The following is a 25,705-nucleotide window of genomic DNA, read 5'->3' on the forward strand; positions in this document are numbered from 1 at the left end:
TCAGGCCCGCAGGATCGCTTCGTTCGTGCCCTCTTCGCCGAAGCCGATGTCGGAGGCGGAGAGGCTGCGCTGCTCGGCATCCGGCACGTCGTAGGCGGCGCGGCCGACTTGCGTGGTGCCGAGCGAGGGGAAGAACGGCGCCAGGAAGTACTGCTGGAAGAAGTACCACCACATGCTCTTGTGCATCAGGCGCGGGTCGATTTGGTCCACGTACTTGGCGTGGATCTCCGGCAGCTTCGTCCAGTGCGCCCCGGCGTTCTCGTGGTGCGCCCCGTGCAGCCCGTTGTTGAACAGGAAGAAGTTCGTCCAGAAACCGACGAAGCTGCGCGAGTGGTTGTGGTCCGACCAGGGGTCGGTGTGGATGTGCTGCACGTAGTTGAAGACCATGATGGTCCAGAGCGCGAACAGCGCCGGGATCAGGCAGACCAAGGACCAGAGCACGAGCCCCTGCCGCGCGCCATGAAGCCAGATGGCCAGGGCCAAGAGGGCCGCGTGGGAGCCCAGCCAGACGGCGTATTGGATCTGGATGCGCCGGTAGAGCTTCGGGTTCTTGACCTTGGCCTGGCGGATGAACGACGCGGTGGGCTCGGACTGGTAGTACGCCGAGATGATCGGGTAGGTCACCAGGACGAGCAGGGTGTTCTTTTTGGAGTGCCGCCAGGTGATGGTGGCGTCGCCCGCGCGGTTGACGAACTTGTGGTGGTTCAGGTTGTGGGTCGGGATCCACGCGAAGGTCGGGTAGCCGTAGAAGATCGAGATCACGTGCCCGAAGAGCTCGTTCATGCGCTTGCTCTTGAAGGTCGGGCAGTGGTTGTGGTTGTGGGCGATCACCCCGCAGGCGAGCGCGAAGTAGGCGCTCAGCCAGAACAGGTACGGGGCGTAGTCGGGGCGAGCGAACTGGAAAGCGACCAGTGCGATCGTGAGACAGACCCAGAGCAGCGTGCGGACGTCGGCGGCGAAGCGGAGACCCATCGGCGACCCTTTCGGTGGCGGAACCTCGCACAGCTTCGGCCCTCGGTCCAGCTCGGTGACGGGTTCCCGTGCTCCGTCTGGGCACAGGTGCGCTCGGCCGAGGCGCGGTCGCGCGCTCGGTGCGACCGCGCTGCGAACCAGGTTTCGCGGGGGTTTCTCGCGCCGGAACGCGGCGCGCGGTGAGCCCCGCTATTCTGAGCTGCCCCATGTCCGACGAGGACTACCCCGCGAACAACGCGCTCCTCGTGGCCGAGCTCGAGGCGGCGAAGCTCGAGGGCAAGCCCGACGACGAGGTCTACGTCCTGGTGCGGGATCTGCTGGACCTGCGCCTCGACGCGCGTGTGGCGGCCGAGGCTCGCGCGGCGCTCACGGAGCTCGAGGCCGTGGTCGACCGCGACGACCCCGGTGGCCAGATGCTGCTCGAATACTACGCGGGGCGTGTGCTGCTACTGGAGGACGACGCTGTGGGCGCCGTGGCCGCGGGAGAACGCGCAGCCGCGCTCGCCCGCGAGCACGAGTTCACGGAGGACCAGGCGCCCCTGCTCTGCCAGCTGGCCGACGCGCTCGACGCGGCAGGGCGCCCCGACGACGCCCGAAAGAACCGCGAGGAGGGGGCGATGCTGTACGAGGCGGAGGGCAACTTCGCTCAGGCGGGGCTGGCGGTACGCAAGCTGGCGCTCACGGCGCGTGCCGAAGACGCGCTCGCGCTGCACCGGCGCGCCGTGGCCTTGATCGAGAAGAGCGACGTCCCTTCGCTGATGGTCGTCGTGCTCCACTCGCTGGGAGCCTGGCACGCGGAGCGAGACGAGTACCTGCCGGCCCGCCACGCCCTGGAGCGGGGGCTCAAGCTCGCCCGCGAGGCGTCGGACTCGACGGGGGAGGCCTACTGTCTCGAGCAGCTGGCGTGGCTCGAGGCCGACGCGTTCCACCACCAGGCAGCCATCGAACTGGCGGGCGAAGCCCACGCTGCGGCGAAAGACGACTGGCAGCGCGGTCGCGCGTTGGATGCACGGGGGAACGCCCGCCACCGACTGCACGATCACCTGAGCGCCCGCGCAGACTTGCTGGAGGCGGCGCGCGCCTTCGAGGCCGCCGGGGAGCCCGAGTGGGCAAAGGACTGCCGGCGGCGCGCCGACGGAGACCGCCTGCTCCACTACCTGCACTACCTTCCGAGCTGGGTGTTCCGGCACAAGGACATGAGCACGCGCGAGTCGGCGTTCAAGCGCCAGTTTCAGCCCTTCTGGCTGTGGCTCATCGGCCTGTCCGCGACCTGGACCGCGGTCTGGACCGTGGCCGCGAAGCTCGAGCCCGACAAGCGCCTGCGGGGGATCTTGGTCACGGTCGCCGTGGTGCCGATTAGCGTCATGATCGCGCTGAGCACGCTGCTCGTGGTTCTCCTCTTGGTCCAGCGCTTCCGTGCGAAACGAGCGGAGTGACGGTCCGTCACTTGGCGACGAGGATGCGCGCGCTCCGCGCCGGCACGCTCACCGACGGGCCCGACACCTGCGTGCTCGTCAGCAGGTCGTCGTAGTTTCCGTTCGGGATGCCCCCGACCGTCTGCGGCCCGTCGCCGCGATTGATCAGCACGAAGACGCTGTCCGCGTTGTGCTGCATCCTGTAGGCGAGCGTGTCAGCGGTCGCGACCAGAGACGTGCGCGAGCCGCGGCGCAGCGCCGGGTGGGCGGCCCGGATGGCGGTGAGCTTCTTCACGTGCCCGAGCAGGGCGCTCTGCCCGGCCGAGAGCCCGCTCCACTGCATGGGGCGACGGTTGTCCGGGTCCCCGCCGCCGGCCATGCCGATCTCGTCGCCGTAGTAGAGGAGCGGCACGCCGCGCAGAGTGAAGATCAAGGTGTAGGCGTTGGCCAGCCGCTCGAACGCGCTCTGCCCCGAAGGCAAGGTGGGTAGCCCGCTCCAAGCCTTGTCCTTGCCGTCCGCCCACTCGTTGCTCCAGACCGGCGAGTCGGCGGCGAAGTGGATGGAGCGCGGCACGTCGTGGTTGCCGATGAACGTGCTCATGATCCCAGCGCCGTAGAAGCCGTCGTTCGACGCCAGGAAGCCGTCCAGGTCGGTCAGCGGCGCGCTCCTCGTGAGCAAGCCGGCCACCGCTTTGGCGCGCAGCGGGAAGTCGAACTGCCCGTCCAACATGGTGTTCGGGTCGACGTAGTACTTGATGGCGTTGCGGTCGCCGGTGAACGTCTCGCCCACCATGTAGAAGTGCTCGCCGGTCGTGACCTCGATCTCCGACTTCACGCGGGCGCGGAGCTCGGTGACCCAGGCGTCTTCGATGTGCTTCACCGCGTCCAGGCGGAAGCCGTCGATGCCGGTGTCCTTGATCCACTGAATGGCGTTGTCGATGCTGAACTTGCGCGCCGCGGGCTTGGTGAAGTCGAAGTCGGGCAGGTAGTCGCGGAACCAGCAGCGCTTGGCGTCGGGCCCTTCCCAGCCGCAGCCCTCGCCGCAGACGCACTTCTTGCCCGCGAAATCCAGCGGCCAGAACCACTCGGGGTGCTGCGCGAACACTGGCGCGGAGCTGTGTACGTGGTTCATCGCGTAGTCGAGGATGACGCGCAGGTCCTTGGCGTGAGCCTCGGAGACCAGCGCCTTCAGGTCGGCGAGCGACCCGAAGTGCTCTTCGGTCTTGTCCAGGTTCTGCGGCCAGTAGCCGTGGTACGCGCTGTACTGGTGACCGTCGGTGCCCCAGCCGGCCTGGTTCGGGTTGTCCATCGGCGCGGTGAGCCAGAGGACGTTCACTCCGAGGTCGGTGAAATAGCCTTCCTGGATCTTCTTCCGCACGCCCGCCCAGTCGCCGCCCTGGTACGCGGCCGGCGTGTCTACGCCGCCGATGGGGCTGCCGTTGTTCGCCGGGTCGCCGTCCAGGAAGCGATCGACGAACACGAAGTAGAGTACCGCGTCGCGCCAGTCGAACGTGCCGGTCACGGGCGGCACGCAGCTGAAGACCGCACACTTGGGCGCAGCCACGACCGAGTTCTCGCCCCCCATGCCGTCGGAGACCTTGGTCGGGTTCGTGGGGTCGGTCACCCACTTCGTGCCGTCGACCAAGTATTTGTACTGAACCTCGGCACCCCAGGGGACCTCGACGTCGGCCTTCCACTGGCTCCCGGACTTGGCCAGCGGCACACCGACGTCCCAGCCGTCGGCCGCGAACGTGCCGCGCAACTCGACGCTGGCCTCGCTCCCGGCCGGGTAGGTGAACTGGTGCTGGCAGCGCTTGAAGGCGTCGTCGCACGCGGCGGTGCCGCCGCCCGAGCCCGCCGCACCCGCCGCGCCGCCGACGCACGCCCCCGAGCTCGCGCCGGCGCCGCTCGACGCGCCGTTGCCCGCCGACGCGCCGTTGCCGGCGGAAGCTCCGTTGCCGACGCAGCCGCCCGCACCGCCGGCGTCGAGGTTGCTCCCGCCGCTTCCTGCGCTGCCGCCCGCTCCCGGGAACTGCTTACGGGGTTCTTCGGCGGTGGCGCACGCCACCAGACCGATTGCGAGCGAGATCCCGACCCAGAGCTTCACGCGGCGAGGCCTAGCGTCAGCCGAGTGCTGCGGCAAGTGTCGCGAGCTCGCCGAGCTGATATCCTGCCGCCGATGGGCGACCGGAGCAGGGCTTACTTCGACGAGGCCAACCGTCTCGGAGGTCTGGTCGCCAAGATGCGACTCGCCTCGATGGCGCAGCTGACTTCCACGGAGGCGGCGACGGTCGAGGACACGCCGGAGCTGATCACGCGGCTGGATCAGGCGATCGAGCGCTTGCGCCAGGAGTTCCCCGGCAGCTCGACCTCGCGCCACGAAGTCGCGCCCGGCATGATCTCTCAGCCACGAGCCAGCGTCGACGAGACGCGTGCCCTCAGGCGCCACCTCTCCACCTACGTCGAGCTGATGACCCAGCGCAGCTTGTTCGTCGGCGATGTGGACGCGACCGTGCGCCGCATCAACGAGGCGGCGTCCACCACGCTGGACATCGATCGCGTCAGCGTGTGGTTCCTCGATCCCGAGCGAACCAAGATCACCTGCGCCGATCTGTTCGAGCGCTCGACGGGACAGCACAGCGCGGGCGTCGTGCTCTTCGCCACCGACTACGCCCCCTACTTCAAGGCGCTGGAGACCGAGCGGACCATCGCCGCCAACGACGCGCACCGGGATCCGCGTACCTCGTGCTTCTCTGCTTTCTACCTCACCCCGCTCTCGATTTCGTCGATGCTCGACGTTCCGATCTGGGTCAACGGCAAGATGGTGGGTGTGGTGTGCCACGAGCACGTCGGCCCGCCGCGGGTGTGGAACAGCGACGAAGAGACCTTCGCCTACCTGATGTCGAGCTTCGTCGCGCTGGCGCTCGAGCGACGCGGCCGCACGTGACGGAGGACGCCCTCGGCTCCCTGGCCCGCCGGTACCGGCTGCTCGAGCGTCTGGGGCAAGGAGCGATGGGTACCGTCTGGCACGCGGAGCGCATCGCCGACGGTCATCGCGTCGCGCTGAAGCTGCTCAAGCGCGAGCTCGTCGGCGACCAGAAGTCGCTGCACCGCTTCAAACGCGAGGCGAGGCTCAGCTCGAAGCTCCAGCATCCCAACGTGGTCGCGACCCTCGACGCTGGCGTGGACGAGGCGACGGGTCAGCCTTGGATGGCTCTGGAGCTGGTGCCCGGTCCGACACTCGCGGCGTGGGTGCAGGAGCAGGGAGCACCGCCCATGCAAGCGGCTGGGGCGCTGCTCCGAGACGTGTTCGGCGCGGTGCGGCGCGCGCACGAGCTCGCCATCGTGCACCGGGACCTGAAGCCCGAGAACGTCTTGCTCGAGCTCGGAGACGGACCGGTGCCGAGGGCCAAGGTCTCCGATTTCGGCATCGCCAAGGGCCTCCAGGAGAAGAGCTGGGCATCGACGGAGGCCGGGCTCGGCACGCCGCTCTGGACGGCGCCCGAGCAGGGGCGGGACGGCTTCGTCCCCTCGCCGCGCGTGGACGTCTGGGCGCTGGGGTTGATCGCCTACTTCGTCTTGACCGGGAAGCCGTACTGGCGCCACGCGAGCGGGCGCTCGAGCGTCGTGGATCTGGTGCTCGAGCTGGAGCGCGCGTCGCTCGTGGCGCCCAGCGAGCGGGCGCGCGAAGCAGGCTTGGGCGAGCGCATCCCGCCGGGCTTCGATGCTTGGTTCGCGCGCGCGGTGAACCGCCGTGCCGAAGAGCGCTTCGCCGACGCCGGCGAGAGCTGGCGCGCGCTCGCCCCGATCCTGGGTGTGGCGGAGCGCGGCAGCTCGGCACGGCGCCTGGCCTGGATGGGCGTGGCGCTGGTGCTGCTCTTGCTCGGCGTTCTGGTGGTGGTCTTGCGCTAGACTGCGCCGCGATGGACGAAACGACGCTCCTGGCTCACCTCGACGACCTGTTCAAGGAGCTCGACGAGCTGCTCAAGCGCCCGGAGGCGGCGGAGGCGTTCGCGGCGCGCGGCGTGAACACCAGCATCGCGCTCGTCGCCGCGCACGGGCTGCTGGCGTACCTGCAAGGGGACAGGGAGCGAGCGGCGGAGGACCTCGGGACCGCTGCCGAGGAAGTAGAGAGCCGCCTCGAAGCATCGCGACGGCTGAAGGCAGACTCGAACTGATCAGAACGGCTTGAACACCATCAGGTAGAGGATCACGAGGATCCCCAGCGTCTCGATCCACGCCAGCCACAGGCCTCGGGTCGAGCGCAGCAAGCGCTCGAGCTCGACCTGATCCGGCGGCTCGCGCTCCGCGGCCCGGCGCATCGCTTTGAAGTACGGCACGGCCAGCGGGAACGCGGCTGCGAACAGCACGATGAGCAGCACCAGGGAGGTCCAGATCCAGCCGCTCGACCACCACTTCCCGTGGAAACCCGCGCCGATGCCGCCCAGCAGGAGCAGGGTGAAGGAGCCGTGCATCACGCCGCGGGTCGAGCGCGACAGATCCAGGTAGGCCCGCACCCGGGCCGGGTCCCTCTCCTTGCGCAGCTTGAAAGTGATGGCAGCCGTGGCGCCGTGGGCCGCGACGAAGCCGAACGCGCCGAGCAGGTGGACGAACCGTTCGATCAAATAGGCGTTCATCGCGCGCCCGGAGCCTAGGGCACGGGGTGGGCCACCGGAAGTCCACGCGGCTCTCGATCTGTGGTAGTCCGGCGCCGCCATGCACGAGACCGAATCCGACGAGCTGACCCAGTGTGAGGAGTGCGGCGCCGAGGTCGCGCCGGCCCGGGACCGCGCCTTCGTCTACAGCGACGAGAATGTGCTCTGTTACGGGTGCTCGGTGAAGCGCGGCGGCGTTTGGGAGGCGCTGCACGAGCGCTGGGAGAAAGCCCCCGACCTGACCGGGCTTCCGGACGCGCGCCGGCCCCATCCCTGACTCGGGGAAGGTAGGCTCGGGTACGGCGTATTACGGCCGTGAATCCGGGAAATGCTTGGGTCTTGGGCGGTTCGGTGCTGGTCGCTGCGCTGGTCGGCGGGCTCACGGCGAGCTGGGTGCCGGACGTGGGCGCGGGGATTTCCGCGGCGCTCCTGAGCGGCCTCACCGCTCTCATGCTGGGTGGCTGGCTGAGCACCCACCGCGCCGTCGCGCGCTGAGCAGGTCAAGGTGGGGGCGGCGGGGGCGGCGGGGGCGGCGGGGCCTCGAGGCGCTCGCGCTCCTCTTTGTCGAGGCGCTCGACCCGCACCAAGGGTGATCCGTCCAGCATCACCTGGCCGTCGGACTCATCGAGCTCGAGCTCGAGTCCCCAGATCACACCGGCCCTGTCCCGCGAGACCAAGAACACGTCGTCCACGCGATAGCCGAGGACGCGGCCATGGCGCGCGGCCAGCGCCTCCGCGCTCCGCAGCTGCTCGAGCTTGGGTCGCTCGTCCATCAAGCGCCGGTAGAGGAAGTCGTCGCCGAGCACCGGTCGCTCGGCCTCGCCGACCAACAGCTGACCGATGCCGCCGCCGCGCAGGGCGGCGAGCACCTCGTTGCCGAAGCGCTCGACGCCGGACAGCCACGGCGGCAAAGGACGGTGGCTGCGAGGGCTGCGCGCCTCGAGCTTCGCGACCTTGAGGCCGGTGCGGCTGAGGAAGGCGATCAGCTCGATGCTGCCGTCCTCGGGATCGTCCGCCGAAGTGCTCGAGGGCTCGCGGAGCACCAAGGTGATCTCCATCGCGAACGCGAACACGTCCAGCTCTCGGCTCGGCGGGGGCGGCTTGTCCGACCGCACCCTGCGACTCGGGTCGCGGCTGGGCTCGACAGGGATCGCCCCTTGGGGCAGGGGCCGCCCGTCGAGGGCAGCGAGCGCGATGTCGCGAACGCCGCCGGCGAATTCGGTCAGCGGGGACGCCGCGAAGGCGCCGCTCGGCGAGCCGGGCGGCCCGCTCAGGGTCGGCCCGGCCGCGAGGGTCGCGGCGGGCGGGGCGGCCTGGGTTCCGCTCGCCGGCGGAGCGGGCGCCGGGGCGAGGGCGGGAGCGCAGGCGAGGCAGGCGAGGAGGGCGAGGGGAGGGGTCCGGCGCATGCGCCGAGCTTACGCGAGCCCGGCGTCGTATGCTCTCGGTCCCATGCGGCGTCTGGCTTGGCTCGGTGGCGTCTCGGTGTTGGTGGTTCAGCTCGTCCTCGCCTGCGGCGGCTCGTCGGACGACGACGGCGGCTCGGGTGGCAAGTCGAGCGGCGGGGCCGCTGGCAGCGGCGGTGGCGGCACGTCCGGCAGCGGCGGGGCTTCCGGCAGCGGCGGCTCCGGCGGCGCGAGCGGCAGCGGCGGCGTAGCGGGCTCCGACGCCAGCGTAGGCGGGAGCGACGCCGGCGCCGACGCGGCGCCCGACGTCTCGGTGGACGCGCTGGTGGACGCGCCCATCGACGTGGTGCCCGACGCCGCGTCCAGCGAGATCGACTTCGACCCCACGACGATCCCCGAGAGCAAGACCTCGTTCCCCTCCGGGATCCAGTCCGGCGACGTGACCTGGGGCGGCGCGATGGTCTGGACCTACTACGGCGGGACGAGCCCGCTGCTCTTGCGCGTCTACAGGCCCAGCACGGCCGGTAAGGTGTCGCTCTACCACGAGAGCGTGGTGACGCCGTCCGCCGACGGCTACGTGCACGTGGACGTGCCAGCGCTGCCGCCTCACACCGAGCTCTTCTACGTGTTCCTCGAGGGGTCCTCACCGAGCTTCAGCGGACGCAGCGCCGTGGGACGTTTCGTCACCGCGCCCTTGCCGGGCCAGAAGCCGGCGGTGCGCTTCGGCGGAACCTCCTGCACCGACAACGGCAAGGCGCCGTTCCCCCCGCTCTCGCACGCGGGCGCCGAGAAGCTCGACTTCTTCATCCTGGCGGGCGACACCACCTACAACGACTCGGCGAACACGCTCAGCCAGTACCGCGCCAAGTGGCTTGGCCAGATGGGCCAGGCCACCTATCAGGCGCTGCTGACCAGCACCGGTCACTACGCCACCTGGGACGACCACGAGGTGGACAACGACTGGAATCCGGAGACCATCGACAAGACGCGGCTTGCCAACGCGACCCAGGCGTTCTTCGAGCACCTGCCGATTCGGCGTGACAACTCGAGCCCCAATCGCATCTGGCGCAGCTTCAAGTGGGGCGAGACGCTCGAGGTGTTCGTGCTCGACTCGCGCAGCGAACGAAAGCCGAGCACCGCATCGGGACCGAACGCGCAGTACCTGTCGCCGGCGCAGATGACCTGGCTGAAGAACGGGCTCTCGACCAGCAGCGCGACCTTCAAGGTGATCGTGACCTCGGTGCCCATCACCAACATGCCCACGCTCTGGGACCTTTACGCGGTCGACCGCTGGGAGGGTTACCCGGCGCAGCGCAAGGAGCTCCTCGACCACATCACCGGCACCGGCATCAAGGGTACGCTGTTCGTGGCCGGCGACTTCCACCTGGGCGCCTCCGCGCAGGTCGAGCCGAGCGGCGCGGGTGCCGCGCTGCGCGAGGTCTTCGTGGGTCCGGGCGGACAGAGTGGCAATCCGCTCACCGCGACGTTGGGCGCGCCGCAGTTCGAGTTCAAGACCGGCACCAACAACTACGTGACGTTCCTGGCGGATCCCAACACCACCCCGCCCACGGTGAAGGTCACGTTCATCGACGGCGCGGGGGCCAAGCTGTTCGAGAAGACGTACTCGTTCTGACTCGACTTTCGGGGTCTTGACATGAGCAGATCGCGATCTGCCACTGAGACCTAGACCTACGAGAACACCGGCGAACGCGCTTCGCGATACCCGGAGGGGTGGGCCGGCGCACTCCCCCCGTCAGGTGGGAACTTCCGCCTGGCGTTCTCCGAGTGCGTCTCGATGACGACATCGACGAAGGCAGGGCGCGTCGGCAATCACGGGGCGCAAAAGAGCGAAACCCGAGTCTGACCTGAGCTCAGCGCAACGGTCGGCCGTCGGAGTCGGTGGAGTCGGTGGCCAGGATCATGATGCCGTCGATCATCGGCCAGAGCAGCACGAACGCGCTCAGCCCGCAGGTGAACCAGGAGAACACCCACACGCCCAGGATGCAGGCGACGAGCTGCCCCACCGCCATCCCGGTGTGACCCGTGTAGAAGCGCCCCACGCCGAACTTGCCCAGGAAGATTTGCAGGATCCCGGCGATGATCTTCTGCTTGTCCGAGAACGGGCGGCCCGTCTTCGGATCGACCCCCCACGGCGCGTGGGCGTTGTAGCCCCCGTAGGCCACGGGCGGCGCCGCGAACGGGCGAAAGCCGGTGGGGCCCGGCGGCGGACCGTAGCCGCCGTAGCCCGGCGGTTGGGGAGGCGGACCGTAGCCTCCGGGGGGATAGCCTTGCACCGGTCGAGTGTAGGAGATTTTGGGCGCGATGGCTGCCGGACTTCACCTGGCCCGACTGCGCTGCACCGGTTGCGGCGAATGCTGCCGAGGTCCGCGTGTGCCGGTGACCTTCGCGGACCTCTGCCGGCTCACGCGGGCGACAGGCCTCTCCGCCGAAGAGCTCGTGGACTGGGGCGCCCCGGAGCTGCTGGCGGGGGAGCCGAGCAGCGTCGTGCTCCTACCCAGCGGCCGAGCGATCATGCTGCTCGGGTGGAATGACGGCGGCTGCCGTTTCCTAGACGGAGCAGTGTGCGGCGTGCACGCCTCGAGGCCCGCCGCTTGCCGAGCCTATCCGCTGCACGCGACCTTCGGCGAGCGAGGCGGGCTCAAGCGCCTGCGCGTGCTGCGCGAGCTCGACTGCCCCTACGAGCTGGACGGCACCGACACGCTCGCGGCAGTTCGCCGCGACCACGCGATGCTGCGCAGCGAGCTCGGCGAACATCACGCCGCGCTGCGCGAGTGGAACCGCGCACAGGAGCGTCGGAGACGCCTGGGTAAGCGCCTCGCTCCGGCGAGTGAGCTGTTTCAGCGCTACGTCCGGGCGTGAGTCAGCCGCAGTTGCACGTCCGGGAGTGTAGGTGGATGTCAGCGCTGTCGGCCCGCCCGGGTCCCGTGGCAGCCTCCCGGGATGTCGAGCGACGCGGTCCTGGCCTTCATCCAACGGGAGCGCGCCATCGCCATCCTGCGCTGCGCCGACGAGACGCGGGTGGCGCCAGCGCTGGGCGCAGCGGTGCGGGGCGGCTTCCGCTGCTTGGAGGTGACGCTCAACACCCCGGGAGCCCTCGACGCCATCGCTCGGCTGGCGGAGAGCCAGGAGCTCTGCGTCGGCGCGGGGACCGTCCTCACTTCGGATGACGCCCGGCGCGCCGTCGAACACGGCGCCCGCTTTCTGGTGTCGCCGGTCGTCGATCCGGAGGTGATCCGCGTCGGTGGCGAGCTCGGCGCCGTGGTGATCCCGGGCGCGTTCACGCCCACCGAGCTGCTGTCCGCACACCGCGCCGGCGCCCCGCTCCAGAAGCTCTTTCCCGCGCCGCCGGACGGCCCGGACTACGTGCGCGCATGCCTCGGCCCGCTGCCGTTCCTGCGCATCGTGCCGACGAGCGGAGTGCGCCTGGACAACGCCGCCGACTTCTTGTCCGCCGGCGCGTTTGCGCTGGGCTTCGTGCGCTCGCTGTTCGAGCCTGAAGATCTGGCGGGCGGCGCGTTCGACCGGATCGAAGAGCGCGCTCGGGCGATCGTCGGTCGGGTGCGCCAGCACGCCGATGTCAGGCGAAATCAGCCGGCGTAGGTGGTGCCGTGGGGCGCCCGAACGGAGACTCGGGGTCGAGAGAGGTCGGCCATGCAGATCCCCGTCGCGCTCAAGCTCGGCTTGTTGTTCTCGCTAACGGCGTGCGCGTCGCCGGTGGGGCTCGAGGAGGAGCCCTCGCTCGGCGGCTCTGGCGGCGGCGTCGGTGGCACCAAGCCGAGCGCCGGCGGAAGCTCGGCGGCAAGCGGCGGCGCCGCGGCGGGCACGGGCGGCGCGCTGGGCAGCGGCGGCGCGAGCAGCAGCGGCGGCGCGAGCAGCGGCGGCGCGAGCGGCGGCGCTGGCGGCAGCGTCAGCTGTACTCCGCCGGTTCCCGGTGGCCTGTGCGACACGTTCGCGCAGTGCGGCTGCGGGCCGAGTCAGAACTGCGACGTCGCCGGTCCGAGCGGGTTCACGTCGTGCTTCCCTGCGGGCCCCAAGCTCGCCAACCAGACCTGCTACACCCAGACCGAGTGTGGCAAGGGCACGAGCTGCGTGTCCTACGCGTGCAAGCCGTTCTGCAAGCTCGACGCCGACTGTGCGCTCCCCGCGTCGCGCTGCGTCCAGGTCTACATGGGCTCGGCCGTGCCCGGCTGGAAGTCGTGCACGTCGGGCTGCGATCTCGCCAACCCGAGCGGCGTCTGCGGCGCCGGCGCGAGCTGCCTCGTCGTGCTTCCCGACATCAGCGACTGCGTGGGCGGTGCGGGCACCGGAGTCGGACCGGGCACCTGCACGCCCGGCAACGACCTCGCGTGCGCGCCCGGCCACGGCTGTCGTCCTGACGGAGCTTGCGCCAAGTGGTGTCGCTTGGGGCAGAGCGACTGCCCGGCCGGCAGCACGTGCTCGGCCACGCCCCTCGGAACGCAGGCAAGCGGCGTCGCCTACGGCACCTGCTCCTGACGCCGAGTTGTCGATATACTCCCCCCGGTGAGCGCCGCGACGGACCGAGCCCGCTCCCGTGTGGGCAGCACGGTGCGCGGCAAGTGGACGCTGGACCGGCTCCTGGGCGTTGGCGGCATGGCTTGGGTCTACGCGGCCACGCACCGCAACCAGAGCCGCGCCGCGTTGAAGATCCTGGCGCCGGATCTGGCCGGGGACGAGGAGATCCGCCGGCGCTTTCTGCGCGAAGGCTACGCTGCCAACACCATCGGTCACCCCGGGGCCGTCTTGGTCTACGACGACGACGAGGACAGCGACGGGACCGCGTACCTGGTGATGGAGCTCCTGGAAGGCGGGACGCTCAACGATCTGCGCCGGGCCGCCGGCGGGAAGCTGCCGGTCGGCGCCGTGCTCTCGGCGGCGGACCAAGCCCTCGACGTCCTGGCCGCCGCTCACGAGCGCGGTGTGGTGCATCGCGACCTGAAACCCACGAACCTGTTCGCGCTGCGCGACGGTCGCCTGAAGGTCCTCGATTTCGGCATCGCGCGCGTCCGCGGCACCACCAGCGAGGACGAGGACGAGGGCATGCAGCTCGGCTCCTTCGCGTACATGGCGCCCGAGCAAGCCCGCTCCGAGTGGGACCGCGTCGATGGGCGTGCCGATCTGTTCAGCGTAGGGGCGACGGTGTTTCGGTTGCTCTCCGGGCAGTACGTCCACGCCGCGAAGGACGACCTCGAGCTTCAGAGCATGGCGCAGTACCAGCCAGCGCGGTCGCTGGCGAGTGTGGCCCCCGAGTTGCCCCCTGCATTGTCAGCCGAGATCGACCGCGCACTGGCGTTCGAGGCGGCCGAGCGACACCCGGACGCGCGGACCTTCCAGCGTGGGCTGGCGAAGGTGGCCCGCGAAATGGGCGATGCCAGCGGTCCGAGCCTGGGGCAGCTGGCACTCGAGCTTCCGGCGGAGCTTCCCTCCCACAGCGTGCCTCCGCCCGCCGGACCCACGGGCAGCGCCACCATCGCCGCGTCGCCGCGGGCCGCGGCCCGCCCGCCGGCGCTCACCATGTCGCGGCACGACGCGCTGGAGCGCCTCGCGCTGTTCGGCATTCGCGGTCAGGACGTGTACTTCATCGACACCATCCCGCTGCTCGAGATGATCTGGGCGGACGGCGTGGTCCAGCCGGAGGAGGTCCGGCTCCTCGAGTCGTTCCTGCGGGCTCACGTCAAGAACCTCAACGCGCTCGCCGGTCACGAGGTCGTGACCTTCGAAGAAGCGCGGGCGTTCGTGCAGCAGTTCCTCGAGCGCCGCCCGGACCCGGAGCTGCTCGGCCTGCTCCGCCGAATGCTGCCGGACACCGGCATCGCCGGCGACGAGCCCCACAGCATCCAGCGCCGCCGCGCCATCCTGAGCTTCTGCTTGGACATCGGCGCCGCCTGCGTCGCGGCCTACCCGGACGGCGACCGCGATCGCTTCTGTAGCGAAGAGCAACAGGCGTTCGAGCAGATCTTCCGCACGCTGGGCGGGGGCTAGTCTCGACTTGGGTTGTCTTGCGACGATCAGACGGCCGCAGGAAGCACGTTAGTTCGTCGATCTACTGCTTCTTCTTCAGCACCCCGCGCACGATCTGGTAGCCGATGCTCAGCGCCAGATCGGCGCCGCCCGTCGGATCGTTGGCCACGTCGCGGGTGACGCCGAGGTGCGTGCCAGGGCCGCCGTCGCCCGTGCCGGCGTCGGCGGCGGGTGGACCGGCGTCGGCGGGCGGGGCGCTGCCGGGCGCGCCTTCGGCCGGCAGGTGGTTCTCCAGATCCGACTCGCGCACGACGCCGAAGGTCTTGTCGGCGACGTAGGCGGCCTCGACAAGCACGTCGGGCCGGATGCCCTGGGCCTGGATCGCGCGTCCGCTGGGTGTGTAGTAGCGCATCGTCGTCAGGCGCAGCCCGGCTCGGCCCGGCAGGTCGATCAGGGTCTGGACCGAGCCTTTGCCGAACGTCTTGGCTCCCACCACCGTGCCGCGCCGCTGGTCCTGGAGCGCCCCGGCCACGAGCTCCGCGGCGCTCGCGCTGTACTCGTTGACCAGCACCACCAGCGGGCCTCGGCGCAGCACTCCGCCGCGCCCCGCCTTGGCCTCGTCGATCACCTTGTCCCGGTGCCGAGTCGTGTAGATCACTCCGCCGATCAGGAACTCGTCGGCGACCGACGCCGCCTCGTCCACCAGGCCGCCGGGGTTGTTGCGGAGATCGAGGATGACCCCGCCGAGCTCGCCGCCGTTTGCCTTGCGCAGCTTGGCGGCGGCCTCCAGGAGCTCGTCGTGCGTGCCGTTCTGGAACTGCTTCACGCGCACGTAGCCGATGCTGCCGTCGAGCAGCTTGTGCGCGACGCTCGCTACGACGATGACCTCACGCGTCAGGGTGAAGTGCAGGAGATCCTCCTTGCCCGCGCGCTTCACCGAGAGGATGACCTTGGTGCCCGGCGCGCCGCGCATCGAGCGGATCAGGTCGTCCGGGCTCTTGTCGCGCACGCTCTTGTTGTCGATGGCGACGATGTGATCGCCGGAGCGCACCCCGGCGCGCTCGGCGGGGGAGCCCTCGATGGGCGCGATCACCATCACGTATTCGTCGCGGAAGTCGACCTCCACGCCGACTCCGCCGAACTTGCCCTCGGTGTCCGACTGGAAGATCGCCCAGTCCTGCGGTGGCAAGTAGCCGGAGTGCGGGTCCAGCTCGGCGACCATGCCCTTGATGGCGCCCTCGACCAGGCGCCGGCGATCCACCGGCTCCACGTATTCGTTCTCGATCAGGACCAGGACCCGTCCGAGCTGCTCGAGCATCTCGTAGGGGCTCTCTCGGGCGGGAGTGGCGGTGGCCAGGTGGGCGGAGAGCGCGCCACCGGCGAAGGCGGCGGCCGTGGTCAGCGCGAGCCGGAGCGAGGAGCGGTGAAAGGGCATGGCGCCGAGGATACCCGGACCCGCTCCGAGCGCCGGGTCGGAGCTCGGGAGCGACAAAAAGACGGGGCTCTGCTCCTACTCGTTCAAGTTCGTTGATTTTATTGGGCTGTGGGTGCTACTCCCCTAATGGGGCGCTTCTGGTGACACTCCCTTACAGGGCACCCGGCTCCCCGAAACGAACTTTCCCTACGAGGTCCGAGCGTGGCTGACGAGAACAAAGGCGGCAGCGACAAGCGCAAACAAAGCCTCTATTTCCCCGAGGCGATGCTGCAGGAGATCAAGGACGAGGCGGCGCGGCTCGACCGCTCGCTCTCCTGGGTCGTTCAGCGCGCTTGGAAGATGGCTCGCCTCGAGATCAAGAAGATCCCGAGCGTCAATGACATCGGGGACGACGAAGACGGCGACGCCGGCTGAGACTCCCGTCACGGAGTCGGCCGCGCTGGGCTCCGACGGCACGCGCCTCTACGTGCGCCACCGGGCCGGCCCATCGGCGACCACCGTCCTCCTGTCGGACGGGATCTGCTGCGACGGCTTCATCTACAAGTACCTGTGGGACGACCTCGCCCGCGCGGCGTCCGTGGCCCACTGGAACTACCGAGGGCATGGGCGTAGCGGCAACCCCGTCGATCCCGAGCAGCTCGGGGTCGAAGCCCATGTCTCCGACCTCGACGCCGTGCGCCGCCACCTGGGCGACCCCCCGGTGGTGCTGGTGGGACACTCATTCGGCACGCAGGTCTCCCTCGAAGCCTACCGGCTGCGCCCCGACAACGTGCGGGGCATCGTGCTGCTCTGCGGCAGCTACGGGCGGGTGACGCACACCTTCAAGAACAGCGAGGTCCTGGCCAACGTGCTGCCGAAGCTGACGGAGCTCGCGACGAAGCACCCGCGCCTCACGCGCGCGCTGTGGTCGAGGGTGCCCTCGAAGACTGCGCTCAGGGTCGCGCTGTTCACCGGCGAGGTCGATCCACGCACCGTGAACCCCGCGGACATCGAGCCCTACTTCCAGCACGTGGCTCACGTGGATTTCCCGATGTTCGTGCGCATGCTCGCCGCCGCCGGGGAGCACTCGGCGGAGGACCTGTTGCCCAGCGTGAACGTGCCGGTGCTGATCATCGCCGGAGACCGCGACTCGTTCACGCCGCCGGATCTGTCGCGCCACATGCAGGAGACGCTGCCGAACGCGGAGCTGGTGATGCTCTCGGGCGGCACCCACGTGGCGCCGCTGGAGCAGCACGAGCTGGTGGGGATGCGCATCGAGAAGTTCCTGTCGGAGCACGGGCTCACATGAAGCGACTGGGCTGGGCGTGCTGGCTGGCCCTCGGGGCTCCGGTCGCCTGCAAGGAGCCAGCCCCGACGTCCGACGCGGCCACGAGCGTGGCGGTTCCGTCGGCGGCTCCGTCCGCCAGCGTCGCGGCAGCGCCGGCCCCGAGCACGGTGCCGGCCCCGAGCGCCGGGGCGCCTCAGCCCAAGCTCTCGGCAGTGCTCGAGGACGGCAAGCTCGGGAAGCTCTCGTTCGAGCGAGGGGCCTGGCTGGGCGAGCTCGAGCGCACGCCGCCGGCACGGGTCCTGGTGACGCTCGCCACCAAGGACCAGCCCCTCGGGCCGCGAGCCCGCACCGCCCACTTCCGCATCGCCGAGCTCGTCGCGCCAGGAGTGGTCGCGCCGACCGCGCTCCGCGCCCTCAGCGTCGCCGAGCTCAGCCATGCGGCGGACTCGCCCACGCGCAAGCGCCTGGAGAAACAAGCTCGCGTGCTGGGCAACGGCAGCGTGGAAGTCGCGCTGACCCTGGCGCCGGCGCCGACCCTCACCCGGGTGGAGCTGACCCGGCTCGGGGAAGACGCGCCGGCGCAGGGCTGGGAGACGCTGCTCGGCGCGCGGGAGCCGATCCCCGAAGCGCAACAGCTCGGGCTCGCGCAGTACCAGGCGCTCCTGGTGATCGACTACGTGTCCGGCAACGCAGCGCGGATCAGCGTCTACCGTCACGCCAAGACCGGCCGCCTGACGGCAACGGAGGGCAACGAGGCCTTCTCGCCGGTGCCGAAGGAGGGCGCGCAGAACGACGCGCTCACGCGGCTGTCGCGCCACATGACCTACTCGAAGTCCTTGGAAGAACGCCTGGGCAAGCTGGAGCGCGAGGCGCTCGAGCGCGCTCTCGGCTGGGGCGAGCCGCCGGCGCTGCTGGTGACGCCCAAGCAAGTCGAAGAGTGCCTCGAGCGCGCGCGTAGCGTGCGCCGGCTGATCGCCGAGCGGGTGAAGCAGCGTGGGGCGGACAAGGCCCTCGCCCTTCCCTAGGCGCACATCAGGTGGCAGTCGTGCCCTTGCAGCGAGCAGCCGGCTTCCGGCTGGTCCGCGCAGTAGGGCGGCGGCGGCGTGCAGGGATCCATCTCGCAGCATCCCGCTGGATCGGAGCAGCTGCCCATCTGACAGCCCTCGTGGAAGCCCGAGGGGCAACTGCCGCCTTCGGGTTTCGGTTGGCAGATGGGCGGGGCTCCCCCGCAGCACGGATGGATGCAGAACTGGTTTGCGCTGCAGGTGCTCGCCCCGCAGGCGAACGGGCCGTCCGCCGGCGGCACGCCGCCGCTGCCGCTCGTTCCGCCACTCGCGCCAGCTCCGCCGCTGCCTCCAGCGCCTCCCCCTCCCGATGAGCTGGAGCTGTCGCTGCCGCATGCCGACAGCGCGATTACGAAGAGAAACGGGAGCCCGCGAGTCATGGGGGGAGTGTAGCGCTCACGGCTGCACGATCACCACCGCGTCGGGATCGCGGTGCAGGATCTTCCCGGTCTCGCCCGGGCAGCCCCAGCAGGTGCTGAAGTGCAGGCGCGGCCGGATGTAGCCGCTGTAGGCCAGCGCCACCGGGCCCGGCTCGTTCTTCATCACGAAGCTGGACGCCAGCCGGTATTCGTCCTTGCCGGCCGCGTGGAAGGCCACCACGAACGAGGTGTTGTCCCCGGAGCGCGCCGCGACGAGCAGGTATTGGGCTCCCGCGACCGGGTTCCAGAGCAGCGGCGCAACCGTGAACGAGAAGCCCTTCTTGTCGCCGGGGCCGCGCTCGATCACGGTATTGGCGGCCTCCGGGTCGCGAAAGAACTTCACGTCCTTGGCGAGCATCGCGGTGCGCGGGTCTGCCGCCAGGATCTTCTCCAGCTCGGCGGCGTTGATCTTGGCGCGCTCGAAGGTCTGCCCCAAGGTCGGCTCCTTGACCACCGCCGCGTTCGGAGGGCCGTGGCAGCAGCGGAAGCCCAGGTCGTCGCTCTTGGTATCGGCGTCGATGCCGTTGCGGGCGGCGCAGCGGTGGTCCTGGGCAGGTGCCTTGGCCGCCGCGCCGCGGATGGCCGCGCGCCGCGGCGCGTCCTTGTCCGTCGGCACCACGTCGCTGGCGGTCCACTCGCGGAGCGCGGCTCCCATCCCGAGCACCTCGAAGCCGGAGGCGCAGCTCCGCGGCTCGTCGGCGCAGCGCGGGTCCCAGGCGTCGCCGGTCGGAAAGACTTCGTTGGAGGGGCCCTTGCAGGCGCGCTCCCACTCCAACTCCGTACACAGGCGCGCGCCTTTCTCCGCGCATCGGCGCTTGGCGTCGTCGCGGCTCACACCCGTGAGCGGGGGGCGGCCGGGGTCGTTGGGGAACGGCAGCCGATCGATGGAATAGGGGCCGAGCTCCACGCTGTGCTCCGCGGGCTCGAGCTCGGGCCTCCGCCCGGGATCGCCGGGGCGGCTGCCGACGCGCACCGCGCCCGCAGGAATTTCCGCGCGCGCGTCGGCCTTGGCCGCTTCCTTGGGCGGCCGCGCCGACGCGACGGGCGGCGAGGCGCTCGGAGAGGCGCTCGCGGTCGGCCCCGCGGCCGTGCCCTCCGCGCGCTTTCCGCAGCCGAGGCCGACCGCGATCGCCAGAGCAGAGCTGGCGGCGAGTCGCGTGGGAGGGTAGATCCACATGACCAAGTGCCGGCGACCTTGACGAAGGATGCCTGCATCTGCAACCCCTTTGCGCGGGGACACCATGACACATCCACTGGCCAGCCGTCTGGCACCGCTCATGAACCGTGACATCGACGAGCTCCACGCCATCGTGGCGGAGTGGGTGGTGGGCGAGCGCGACGATCACGAGCGGGCGCGCTACCGAGTGTTCGGCGCCGAGCTCGGCGCGGTGAAGCGTCGCATCTCGGCGCGCAGCGCGCCGCCCAGCCACGAGGAGATCGAGATCGCCCTCACCGCGGTCCTGGCGCTATCCGGACGCAAGGTTCGGGGCCGAGCTTGAGCTCGTTCGCGGAGCGCGCCCTCGGCGAGCTACCGTCGGATCTCGTCATCCAGCGCTCCCCGGCACCCGCCGCTGGCGGCGGGTCCGTCGTCGAGCTGTGCCGCGGCGCGCTGGCGGCTCCCGTGGGCAGCCCGCCGCTCGCGGAGCTCGCCCGCGAGGCGCGTCGCATCGCCGTGGTCGTCAGCGACGAGTCGCGGGACGAGCCGCGGGCTGAGATGCTGGCGGTGCTGCGCGAAGCACTGCCCTGGGAGCGCGTCACGCTGGTGGTGGCCTCCGGCACGCACCTGGCGACCGAGCGCGCGGTGCCCGCTGCGTTTCGCGATCGCCCGTTGGTCGTGCACGGCCCGCGCTCGCGACTGGTGGATCTCGGGGCCACCCCGCGCGGCACGCGGATCCGGATCGTGGCTGAGGTCGCCGAGGCGGAGCTGGTGGTCGCGACCGGGCGCATCCGCCCCCACTACTTCGCGGGCTTCTCCGCCGGCGCGAAGGCGGTATTTCCGGGCTGTGCGCTGGCCGAGGACGCCCTCGACAACCACCGCCTCAAGGCCGATCCGAGCGCCCGCCTGGGCCGCGTCGAGGACAACCTGTGCCGGCTCGACATGGAAGCGGCCGCTCGGGCGCTGCCCGGCCGAGCCTTCCTGCTCAACGTGCTGTGTGACGTCGAGGGCACGCCCGTGGCCGCCGCAGCAGGGGATCTGGTGGCAGCGCACCGAGCGCTCCTGCCGCGGGCGCGCGAGCTGTTCACGGTGCGCGCGCCGCGCGCCGCCGTGGTCGTCGTCGCCGACCGCCCGCCGGTCTCGGAGAGCCTCTACCAGGCCTCGAAGCTCGTGCCTCCAGCCGGCGCGCTGCTCGAAGACGACGGCGTGGTGATCGTCGTCGCGGATCTGGCGCTCGGGACCGGGCCGCTCGAGCGGGTCAATCGCGGCATCTACGAGCTGGGGCTCCGCCCGCAGCTGCCGCCGCGCCATCGCGTGCTCCTGGTGAGCCAGCTGCCGGAAGAGATTGCGCGCGCGACCTACGCTGAGCCCCGAGCGAGCCTCCGAGGCGCGCTCGAGGAAGCGCTCGCGAGCACCGGAGCGGCGCGGGCAGTGGCGCTCTGGCGGGCCGGCGAGCTGATCGCCGTGCCGGAATGACGCGGCGCAGAAGCGGAGCCCGGCCATTCGGCCATGACGTGACGGCGCATTCGGGCTAGGTTCCTCGTCCCCGCCCGGGAGGCGCCGTCGATGAGTGAGCAAAACGTCCGGATCAGCGGACGAATTCTGTACCTGACCGAAGACCCAGACCTACTTCGTCGGCAGCTCGCAGGGGAGAGCGTCGCCTACGATTCGAGCCGGAAGCTCATCGACAACATCTCGACCGACGAGATCACGCCCGGCTGGGTCTGCTACTACTTCGACGAGACGCTGGCGCGCTTCAGCCTGGTCGGGCTGCGGGGCGGCGTCGTCGAGAAGGACTCGATCAAGAACGGCGGCTTCGGCGTGATCGTGAGCGGCCGCAGCAAGGGTTGCGGCTCCTCCCGCGAGACGGCTCCGTACTCCGAGCTGAAGGCCGGCGTGCAGCTGGTGATCGCCGAGAACATCGAGAAGATCTACCGGCAGAACGCCCAGAACATCGGGCTCCTGACCTCCACGGACTTCTCGCTCATCGAGCGCATCGAGCGCGGCGAGGCGATCCCGATCGCCGAGTTCACCCGCGGCCTCGACCCGATCAGCGCGCAGATCGTCGAGTGCGGGGGCCTGTTCGCCTACAACCGCAAGCGCATGGCGGGGGAGATCGCGCCGCCGCCGGTGGACACGCCGCTCCGGCCGATGAACCTCTGCGAGAAGATCATCGCGGCACGCGCCATCGCCGACGCGCGCTCCGGCGCCCTCGGTACCGCCGCGGTCAAGCCCGGCGACGCGCTCTTCGTGCGCACGGACGTGCGCTTCAGCCACGAGTACGTCACGCCCATGGCCGACTCGCTGTTCCGGGCCGGCTTCGGCGACGGCGCGAAGGTGAGCGAGCCGGAGAGCGTGTTCGCCTTCCGTGACCACTTGACCTTCCTCGACCTGGTGATGCCGGAGGCCCACAAGAAGATGGGCCTGGACGCCCAGGCTGCCTCGCTGGCGACCGTGCAGGACAGCTTCAGCAAGCGCCACGGCATCCGCCTCTACGGGGAGGTGACCCGCGAGGGCCGCACCGTCGGCAGCGAGGCCATCTGCCACAACAAGGTGATCGAGGAGCTGGCCCTGCCCGGACAGGTCGTCGCCGGCACGGATTCGCACACCTGCATGGCGGGCGCCCTCGGCTGCTTCGCCTTCGGCGTCGGCAGCACCGACATGGCCAACGCCTGGTTCACGCGGGACGTGCGCGTGAAGGTGCCCGAGACGGTGCGCTTCGTGCTCCGCGGCGAGCTCCGCCCCGGCGTCGCCGCGAAGGACGTGATGCTCCACATCCTCTCGCTCGACCACTTCAAGACCGGCAAGGGCATCGGTCAGGTGCTGGAGTTCTCGGGCGACGGCGTGAAGAAGCTCTCGCTCGACGAGCGGGCGACGCTCACCAACATGGCGGTGGAAGCCGGGAGCTTCACCGGCATCATCGAGGCGGACGAGGTCGTGGTGGCCTATTTGGCCGAGATGCGCGGGCTCTCGCCCGAGCAGCTGCGCCAGATGATCGTGCGCGCCGACCCCGACGCCGAGTACGCGGCGACCTTCGAGATCGACCTGGGCAAGGTGGTGGCGATGGTGGCGACGCCCGGCGACCCGAGGAACGGAGTGCCGCTCAGCGCCGCGGGCGACGTGAAGATCGACATCGCCTACGGCGGCTCCTGCACGGGTGGCAAGAAGGCCGACATGGACATGTACGCCTCCGTGCTGCGCCGGGCCGCCGACAAGGGGCAGAAGGTCGCGGACGGCGTGAAGCTGTACATCCAGTTCGGCTCTCAGCACATCCGCGACTACGCGGAGAAGATGGGCTACATCGAGCTGTTCCAGCGCGTCGGGGCGAACCTCGTCGATCCGTCTTGCGGCGCCTGCATCCGCGCCGGCCCGGGGGTCTCGTTCGGTCCCGACGAGGTCACGGTCAGCGCCATCAACCGTAACTTCCCGGGCCGGAGCGGTCCGGGCAAGGTGTACCTCGCAAGTCCGCTCGTCGTCGCCGCCAGCGCCATCGCGGGCAAGATCGTGGCACCGGACCAGATTTGAGCTCGGACCACGCCTACCAAGTCGGACCCGAAGTCGTCGTGACCCTCACCTACGAGGTGTACGACGCCGAGGGTGAGCACGTCGGGGGCAGTGATGGTCCGCGCCAGATCGTGTTCGGCTTCGGCGAGCTGCTCGCTCCGGTCGAGCGCGCGCTCGAGGGAGCGCTGCCGGGACAGGAGCGGACGGTACGGGTCAAGGCCAAAGACGCCTTCGGTGAGCGCGACCCGAGGGCCGTGCTGGAGATCGACCCAGCGGATTTCCCTGCCGACGTCGCTCCGGGCGACAGCTTCGAGGCCGAGGGCGGCGCGGGCGAGGTGATCGTGCTTCGGGTGCTCGACGTGACGCCTGACGCCGTGGTCGTGGACCAGAACCACCCCCTTGCCGGGCAGACGCTACGGGTCGAGGTTCGCGTGCTCGAGACGCGGCCGGCCACGGCGGCGGAGCTCGAAGCCGCGGCCCAGGCGCTGAACCAGCCGGCGAGGAGGCCCGAGTCGCAGCTCATTTCCGCCGAGCGCTTGCTTCGCGGGCCCTCCCAGCGCTAGGAACCGGGGCGATGACCGACCTCGACCTCTTCAAGTACGACGTTCGCATCCGCGAGCGAATGATCCGCCGCGGGCTCCTCTCGGAGACCGACGTGACGCGCCACCTGGACGGCCTCTCCGACGCCGAGGCGAAGTGCGATCCGGTGCCACAGCACCAGCCGGCGCTCGGGCTCGGCGAGGCCCCGGACCTCGACGACGACGAGGACGACGAGGACGACGAGGAGGAACCTTCGTGAGCGCAGACGGGGTGGACGGGCCGAGCAGTGGTCAGCAGCGAGACGCCCAGGAGGCGTTCGACGCTGCGAACGAAGAGCGGGCGCGCGAGCGACTCCCGCCCGTGGACTTCGTGACCTTCGTGCTGTCGCTCTACCACTCCGCCCGCGTCCACCTCGGGGACGCCCCGAACCCGGAGGGGGGGGCCACTCAGCTGGAACTACCCCTGGCACGGCAGACCATCGACCTGATCGGCCTCTTGCAGGACAAGACGCGCGGGAATTTGACTGGGGAAGAGGAGCGCATCGTCGAACAAGCGCTATACGATCTGCGCATGCGCTACGTGGAGGTTGCTAAGTCGAAGTGAGGCCGTTTGCTGTCGTCCTGTTCGCAGCACTGGCGCTGACCGCCTGCCGGCGCTCCACCCCGAGCGGGGTCGACGCGGGCGCGCCGTCCGCGTCGGGGACCCCGGTCGTCGCGCCACCGACCGCGCCGCTCGCGCCGGCCCCGCCCGCTGACACGCCGAAGAGCTTCGCCGATCTGGCTGAGAAGGCCGATCCCGCCGTGGGCTTCGTGAAGACGCTGCAGGAGCAGCGCGGTAGGACGGGCCGGCGGCGCGTGATCGGGGAGGGGCTCGGAAGCGCCTTCGTCTACGACGCGTCCGGCCTGGTCTTGACCAACAACCACGTGATCAAGGACGCGACCGACATCACGGTCATCATCCGCAAGAAGGAGCTGAAGGCCACCGTCGTCGGGCGCGATGCGCCCACCGACGTCGCCGTGCTGCGCGTGGATTCCAAGGAGCTCGCGCACCTACCGCTCGGCGACTCCGACGCCACCCGCGTCGGCGACTGGGTGGTCGCCATCGGCAACCCCTTCGGCCTCTCCCACACCGTATCGGCCGGAATCGTCTCTGCCAAGGGTCGCACCGGAACGGACGTCAAGGGCCTGGGCGACGGCACGGGGTACTACAACTTCATCCAGACTGACGCGAGCATCAACCCCGGCAACAGCGGTGGGCCGCTGCTCGACATGGCAGGGCGGGTCGTCGGCATCAACACCGCGATTCGAGCCAACGCGAACAGCATCGGCTTCGCCATCCCCATCAACATGGTCAAGGAGCTCCTGCCGCGTCTGATCAAGGACGGCAAGGTGATCCGCAGCGCCATCGGCATTCGGGTGTCGTCGTTGCTCGACGAAGACGCCACTCGCTTGGGCCTGGGCGACGCCTCCGGCGCGCTGGTGCGCTCCGTGCTGCCCGGGGGACCCGCCGACAAGGCCGGCGTTCAGGTCGACGACGTGATCACGGCGTTCGAGGGCGACGCCATCCCGGGCCCGGAGAAGCTTCGCTGGGCGGCCAGCCTGGCCGGCGTGGGCAAGTCGGTCAGCCTGCGGATTACCCGCGGCAAGCGCAGCTTCGACCTCAAGGTCGCCCTGGGCGAGCTGCCCGACCAGCCGGAAACCCCCGAAGCCGAGCCGGACGAGCCCCCGGCGCTCCCTCCGGGCCACCCGTGAGCTCCCGTTTCAACGGGGGCACCACGCTTGCAGAGGGCGTAGAGTGAACCGTGATGGCCCAAGGCTCCCGGCCCGAAGCAGCCGCGCCCCCCGCCCGGGCCGTAAGCCCGAGTATCGGGCCGCG

The 25,705-nt window shown here is 70.3% G+C and carries 28 protein-coding genes and 1 pseudogene; 21 read left to right on the forward strand and 8 right to left on the reverse strand.

Annotated elements, in window-relative coordinates; genetic code table 11:
• The gene (locus HS104_40115; GenBank protein MBE7486165.1) at window positions 1–972 is read right to left on the reverse strand and encodes a fatty acid desaturase; all 972 of its coding nucleotides are present in this window, start codon (window positions 970–972) and stop codon (window positions 1–3) included.
• 206 nt (window positions 973–1,178) lie between these two features.
• On the opposite strand from HS104_40115, the gene HS104_40120 reads away from it, so the two are divergent.
• Window positions 1,179–2,408, forward strand: coding sequence for a hypothetical protein (locus HS104_40120; GenBank protein MBE7486166.1), 1,230 nt, complete (start codon window positions 1,179–1,181; stop codon window positions 2,406–2,408).
• Between the two features lie 7 nt (window positions 2,409–2,415).
• Here HS104_40120 and HS104_40125 read toward each other — a convergent pair whose 3' ends face one another.
• A complete protein-coding gene (locus HS104_40125) occupies window positions 2,416–4,494 on the reverse strand; it encodes a hypothetical protein (protein ID MBE7486167.1) in 2,079 nt (692 codons plus the stop codon).
• 72 nt (window positions 4,495–4,566) lie between these two features.
• Between HS104_40125 and HS104_40130 the strand changes: the two genes are divergently transcribed.
• From HS104_40130 to HS104_40140, 3 genes are read left to right on the forward strand one after another with little or no spacing between them, the layout of a single operon-like run.
• Window positions 4,567–5,334, forward strand: a complete 768-nt coding sequence (locus HS104_40130) for a GAF domain-containing protein (protein ID MBE7486168.1) — start codon at window positions 4,567–4,569, stop codon at window positions 5,332–5,334.
• Window positions 5,331–6,299 (forward strand): serine/threonine protein kinase, encoded by a 969-nt coding sequence (locus HS104_40135; GenBank protein MBE7486169.1) that lies wholly within the window; start codon window positions 5,331–5,333, stop codon window positions 6,297–6,299. Before HS104_40130 ends, HS104_40135 begins: the two co-directional genes overlap by 4 nt.
• Before the next feature lie 11 nt (window positions 6,300–6,310).
• Window positions 6,311–6,565: a hypothetical protein gene (locus tag HS104_40140; protein MBE7486170.1), complete on the forward strand. Its 255-nt coding sequence runs from the start codon at window positions 6,311–6,313 to the stop codon at window positions 6,563–6,565.
• On the opposite strand, the gene HS104_40145 is transcribed toward HS104_40140, so the two are convergent.
• A complete protein-coding gene (locus HS104_40145; GenBank protein ID MBE7486171.1) occupies window positions 6,566–7,024 on the reverse strand; it encodes a DUF2269 family protein in 459 nt (152 codons plus the stop codon).
• Window positions 7,025–7,103: 79 nt separating this feature from the next.
• Between HS104_40145 and HS104_40150 the strand changes: the two genes are divergently transcribed.
• Together HS104_40150 and HS104_40155 are read left to right on the forward strand one after the other, a co-directional pair.
• Window positions 7,104–7,319: a hypothetical protein gene (locus HS104_40150; protein MBE7486172.1), complete on the forward strand. Its 216-nt coding sequence runs from the start codon at window positions 7,104–7,106 to the stop codon at window positions 7,317–7,319.
• A gap of 62 nt (window positions 7,320–7,381) precedes the next feature.
• Window positions 7,382–7,537 (forward strand): hypothetical protein, encoded by a 156-nt coding sequence (locus HS104_40155; protein ID MBE7486173.1) that lies wholly within the window; start codon window positions 7,382–7,384, stop codon window positions 7,535–7,537.
• 5 nt (window positions 7,538–7,542) lie between these two features.
• Here the strand turns inward: HS104_40155 and HS104_40160 are convergent, their stop codons facing one another.
• Window positions 7,543–8,448, reverse strand: a complete 906-nt coding sequence (locus tag HS104_40160; protein ID MBE7486174.1) for a hypothetical protein — start codon at window positions 8,446–8,448, stop codon at window positions 7,543–7,545.
• A 43-nt stretch (window positions 8,449–8,491) separates the two neighbouring features.
• Here HS104_40160 and HS104_40165 point away from each other — a divergent pair, with 43 nt between their 5' ends.
• Entirely contained in the window at window positions 8,492–10,078 is a 1,587-nt protein-coding gene (locus HS104_40165) for an alkaline phosphatase D family protein (protein MBE7486175.1), read from the forward strand.
• Between the two features lie 238 nt (window positions 10,079–10,316).
• On the opposite strand, the gene HS104_40170 is transcribed toward HS104_40165, so the two are convergent.
• A complete protein-coding gene (locus HS104_40170; protein MBE7486176.1) occupies window positions 10,317–10,769 on the reverse strand; it encodes a TM2 domain-containing protein in 453 nt (150 codons plus the stop codon).
• Here HS104_40170 and HS104_40175 point away from each other — a divergent pair.
• The 4 genes and pseudogenes from HS104_40175 to HS104_40190 all read left to right on the forward strand — a co-directional run bounded on the left by HS104_40175 (window position 10,768) and on the right by HS104_40190 (window position 14,466).
• Complete coding sequence (locus HS104_40175) at window positions 10,768–11,325, forward strand: YkgJ family cysteine cluster protein (protein MBE7486177.1); 558 nt, start codon at window positions 10,768–10,770, stop codon at window positions 11,323–11,325. The two genes, HS104_40170 and HS104_40175, sit on opposite strands and share 2 nt — an antisense overlap.
• Before the next feature lie 81 nt (window positions 11,326–11,406).
• A complete protein-coding gene (locus HS104_40180; protein MBE7486178.1) occupies window positions 11,407–12,066 on the forward strand; it encodes a bifunctional 4-hydroxy-2-oxoglutarate aldolase/2-dehydro-3-deoxy-phosphogluconate aldolase in 660 nt (219 codons plus the stop codon).
• A 201-nt stretch (window positions 12,067–12,267) separates the two neighbouring features.
• Window positions 12,268–12,360, forward strand: a pseudogene (locus HS104_40185) (peptidase).
• Window positions 12,361–12,987: 627 nt separating this feature from the next.
• Complete coding sequence (locus HS104_40190) at window positions 12,988–14,466, forward strand: protein kinase (protein ID MBE7486179.1); 1,479 nt, start codon at window positions 12,988–12,990, stop codon at window positions 14,464–14,466.
• Window positions 14,467–14,527: 61 nt separating this feature from the next.
• On the opposite strand, the gene HS104_40195 is transcribed toward HS104_40190, so the two are convergent.
• Window positions 14,528–15,880: a S41 family peptidase gene (locus HS104_40195; GenBank protein ID MBE7486180.1), complete on the reverse strand. Its 1,353-nt coding sequence runs from the start codon at window positions 15,878–15,880 to the stop codon at window positions 14,528–14,530.
• Between the two features lie 264 nt (window positions 15,881–16,144).
• Between HS104_40195 and HS104_40200 the strand changes: the two genes are divergently transcribed.
• From HS104_40200 to HS104_40210, 3 genes are read left to right on the forward strand one after another with little or no spacing between them, the layout of a single operon-like run.
• Window positions 16,145–16,294, forward strand: coding sequence for a TIGR04563 family protein (locus tag HS104_40200; GenBank protein ID MBE7486181.1), 150 nt, complete (start codon window positions 16,145–16,147; stop codon window positions 16,292–16,294).
• Window positions 16,257–17,168, forward strand: coding sequence for an alpha/beta hydrolase (locus HS104_40205; protein MBE7486182.1), 912 nt, complete (start codon window positions 16,257–16,259; stop codon window positions 17,166–17,168). The genes HS104_40200 and HS104_40205 overlap by 38 nt, the downstream gene beginning before the upstream one ends.
• A complete protein-coding gene (locus HS104_40210) occupies window positions 17,165–18,172 on the forward strand; it encodes a hypothetical protein (GenBank protein ID MBE7486183.1) in 1,008 nt (335 codons plus the stop codon). Before HS104_40205 ends, HS104_40210 begins: the two co-directional genes overlap by 4 nt.
• On the opposite strand, the gene HS104_40215 is transcribed toward HS104_40210, so the two are convergent.
• Window positions 18,169–18,591 carry a hypothetical protein gene (locus tag HS104_40215; GenBank protein ID MBE7486184.1) on the reverse strand — a complete coding sequence of 141 codons (423 nt, stop codon included), beginning with the start codon at window positions 18,589–18,591 and terminating at the stop codon, window positions 18,169–18,171. The two genes, HS104_40210 and HS104_40215, sit on opposite strands and share 4 nt — an antisense overlap.
• 16 nt (window positions 18,592–18,607) lie before the next feature.
• A complete protein-coding gene (locus HS104_40220) occupies window positions 18,608–19,807 on the reverse strand; it encodes an SUMF1/EgtB/PvdO family nonheme iron enzyme (GenBank protein MBE7486185.1) in 1,200 nt (399 codons plus the stop codon).
• 64 nt (window positions 19,808–19,871) lie between these two features.
• On the opposite strand from HS104_40220, the gene HS104_40225 reads away from it, so the two are divergent.
• The 7 genes from HS104_40225 (at window position 19,872) to HS104_40255 (ending at window position 25,581) form a co-directional block, all read left to right on the forward strand.
• On the forward strand, window positions 19,872–20,129 hold the full coding sequence (locus tag HS104_40225; protein MBE7486186.1) for a hypothetical protein: 258 nt from the start codon (window positions 19,872–19,874) through the stop codon (window positions 20,127–20,129).
• Entirely contained in the window at window positions 20,126–21,262 is a 1,137-nt protein-coding gene (locus tag HS104_40230; GenBank protein MBE7486187.1) for a DUF2088 domain-containing protein, read from the forward strand. Before HS104_40225 ends, HS104_40230 begins: the two co-directional genes overlap by 4 nt.
• 90 nt (window positions 21,263–21,352) lie before the next feature.
• Window positions 21,353–23,311, forward strand: coding sequence for a 3-isopropylmalate dehydratase (locus HS104_40235; GenBank protein MBE7486188.1), 1,959 nt, complete (start codon window positions 21,353–21,355; stop codon window positions 23,309–23,311).
• Window positions 23,308–23,853, forward strand: a complete 546-nt coding sequence (locus tag HS104_40240; protein MBE7486189.1) for a peptidylprolyl isomerase — start codon at window positions 23,308–23,310, stop codon at window positions 23,851–23,853. Before HS104_40235 ends, HS104_40240 begins: the two co-directional genes overlap by 4 nt.
• Window positions 23,854–23,864: 11 nt before the next feature.
• On the forward strand, window positions 23,865–24,089 hold the full coding sequence (locus HS104_40245; GenBank protein MBE7486190.1) for a hypothetical protein: 225 nt from the start codon (window positions 23,865–23,867) through the stop codon (window positions 24,087–24,089).
• Between the two features lie 11 nt (window positions 24,090–24,100).
• Window positions 24,101–24,433: a DUF1844 domain-containing protein gene (locus HS104_40250; GenBank protein ID MBE7486191.1), complete on the forward strand. Its 333-nt coding sequence runs from the start codon at window positions 24,101–24,103 to the stop codon at window positions 24,431–24,433.
• On the forward strand, window positions 24,430–25,581 hold the full coding sequence (locus tag HS104_40255) for a trypsin-like peptidase domain-containing protein (protein MBE7486192.1): 1,152 nt from the start codon (window positions 24,430–24,432) through the stop codon (window positions 25,579–25,581). The genes HS104_40250 and HS104_40255 overlap by 4 nt, the downstream gene beginning before the upstream one ends.
• Window positions 25,582–25,705: the final 124 nt, after the last annotated feature.

This window comes from Polyangiaceae bacterium (assembly GCA_015075635.1).
Lineage (GTDB): Bacteria > Myxococcota_A > Polyangia > Polyangiales > Polyangiaceae > JADJKB01.

Excerpts from the sequence above, each read along its gene's own strand:
- HS104_40115 (MBE7486165.1), bottom strand. The coding sequence starts at position 972 with ATGGGTCTCCGCTTCGCCGCCGACGTCCGCACGCTGCTCTGGGTCTGT.
- HS104_40120 (MBE7486166.1), top strand. The coding sequence starts at position 1,179 with ATGTCCGACGAGGACTACCCCGCGAACAACGCGCTCCTCGTGGCCGAG.
- HS104_40130 (MBE7486168.1), top strand. The coding sequence starts at position 4,567 with ATGGGCGACCGGAGCAGGGCTTACTTCGACGAGGCCAACCGTCTCGGA.
- HS104_40140 (MBE7486170.1), top strand. The coding sequence starts at position 6,311 with ATGGACGAAACGACGCTCCTGGCTCACCTCGACGACCTGTTCAAGGAG.
- HS104_40145 (MBE7486171.1), bottom strand. The coding sequence starts at position 7,024 with ATGAACGCCTATTTGATCGAACGGTTCGTCCACCTGCTCGGCGCGTTC.
- HS104_40150 (MBE7486172.1), top strand. The coding sequence starts at position 7,104 with ATGCACGAGACCGAATCCGACGAGCTGACCCAGTGTGAGGAGTGCGGC.
- HS104_40160 (MBE7486174.1), bottom strand. The coding sequence starts at position 8,448 with ATGCGCCGGACCCCTCCCCTCGCCCTCCTCGCCTGCCTCGCCTGCGCT.
- HS104_40165 (MBE7486175.1), top strand. The coding sequence starts at position 8,492 with ATGCGGCGTCTGGCTTGGCTCGGTGGCGTCTCGGTGTTGGTGGTTCAG.
- HS104_40175 (MBE7486177.1), top strand. The coding sequence starts at position 10,768 with ATGGCTGCCGGACTTCACCTGGCCCGACTGCGCTGCACCGGTTGCGGC.
- HS104_40180 (MBE7486178.1), top strand. The coding sequence starts at position 11,407 with ATGTCGAGCGACGCGGTCCTGGCCTTCATCCAACGGGAGCGCGCCATC.
- HS104_40195 (MBE7486180.1), bottom strand. The coding sequence starts at position 15,880 with ATGCCCTTTCACCGCTCCTCGCTCCGGCTCGCGCTGACCACGGCCGCC.
- HS104_40200 (MBE7486181.1), top strand. The coding sequence starts at position 16,145 with ATGCTGCAGGAGATCAAGGACGAGGCGGCGCGGCTCGACCGCTCGCTC.
- HS104_40205 (MBE7486182.1), top strand. The coding sequence starts at position 16,257 with ATGACATCGGGGACGACGAAGACGGCGACGCCGGCTGAGACTCCCGTC.
- HS104_40210 (MBE7486183.1), top strand. The coding sequence starts at position 17,165 with ATGAAGCGACTGGGCTGGGCGTGCTGGCTGGCCCTCGGGGCTCCGGTC.
- HS104_40215 (MBE7486184.1), bottom strand. The coding sequence starts at position 18,591 with ATGACTCGCGGGCTCCCGTTTCTCTTCGTAATCGCGCTGTCGGCATGC.
- HS104_40220 (MBE7486185.1), bottom strand. The coding sequence starts at position 19,807 with ATGTGGATCTACCCTCCCACGCGACTCGCCGCCAGCTCTGCTCTGGCG.
- HS104_40225 (MBE7486186.1), top strand. The coding sequence starts at position 19,872 with ATGACACATCCACTGGCCAGCCGTCTGGCACCGCTCATGAACCGTGAC.
- HS104_40235 (MBE7486188.1), top strand. The coding sequence starts at position 21,353 with ATGAGTGAGCAAAACGTCCGGATCAGCGGACGAATTCTGTACCTGACC.
- HS104_40245 (MBE7486190.1), top strand. The coding sequence starts at position 23,865 with ATGACCGACCTCGACCTCTTCAAGTACGACGTTCGCATCCGCGAGCGA.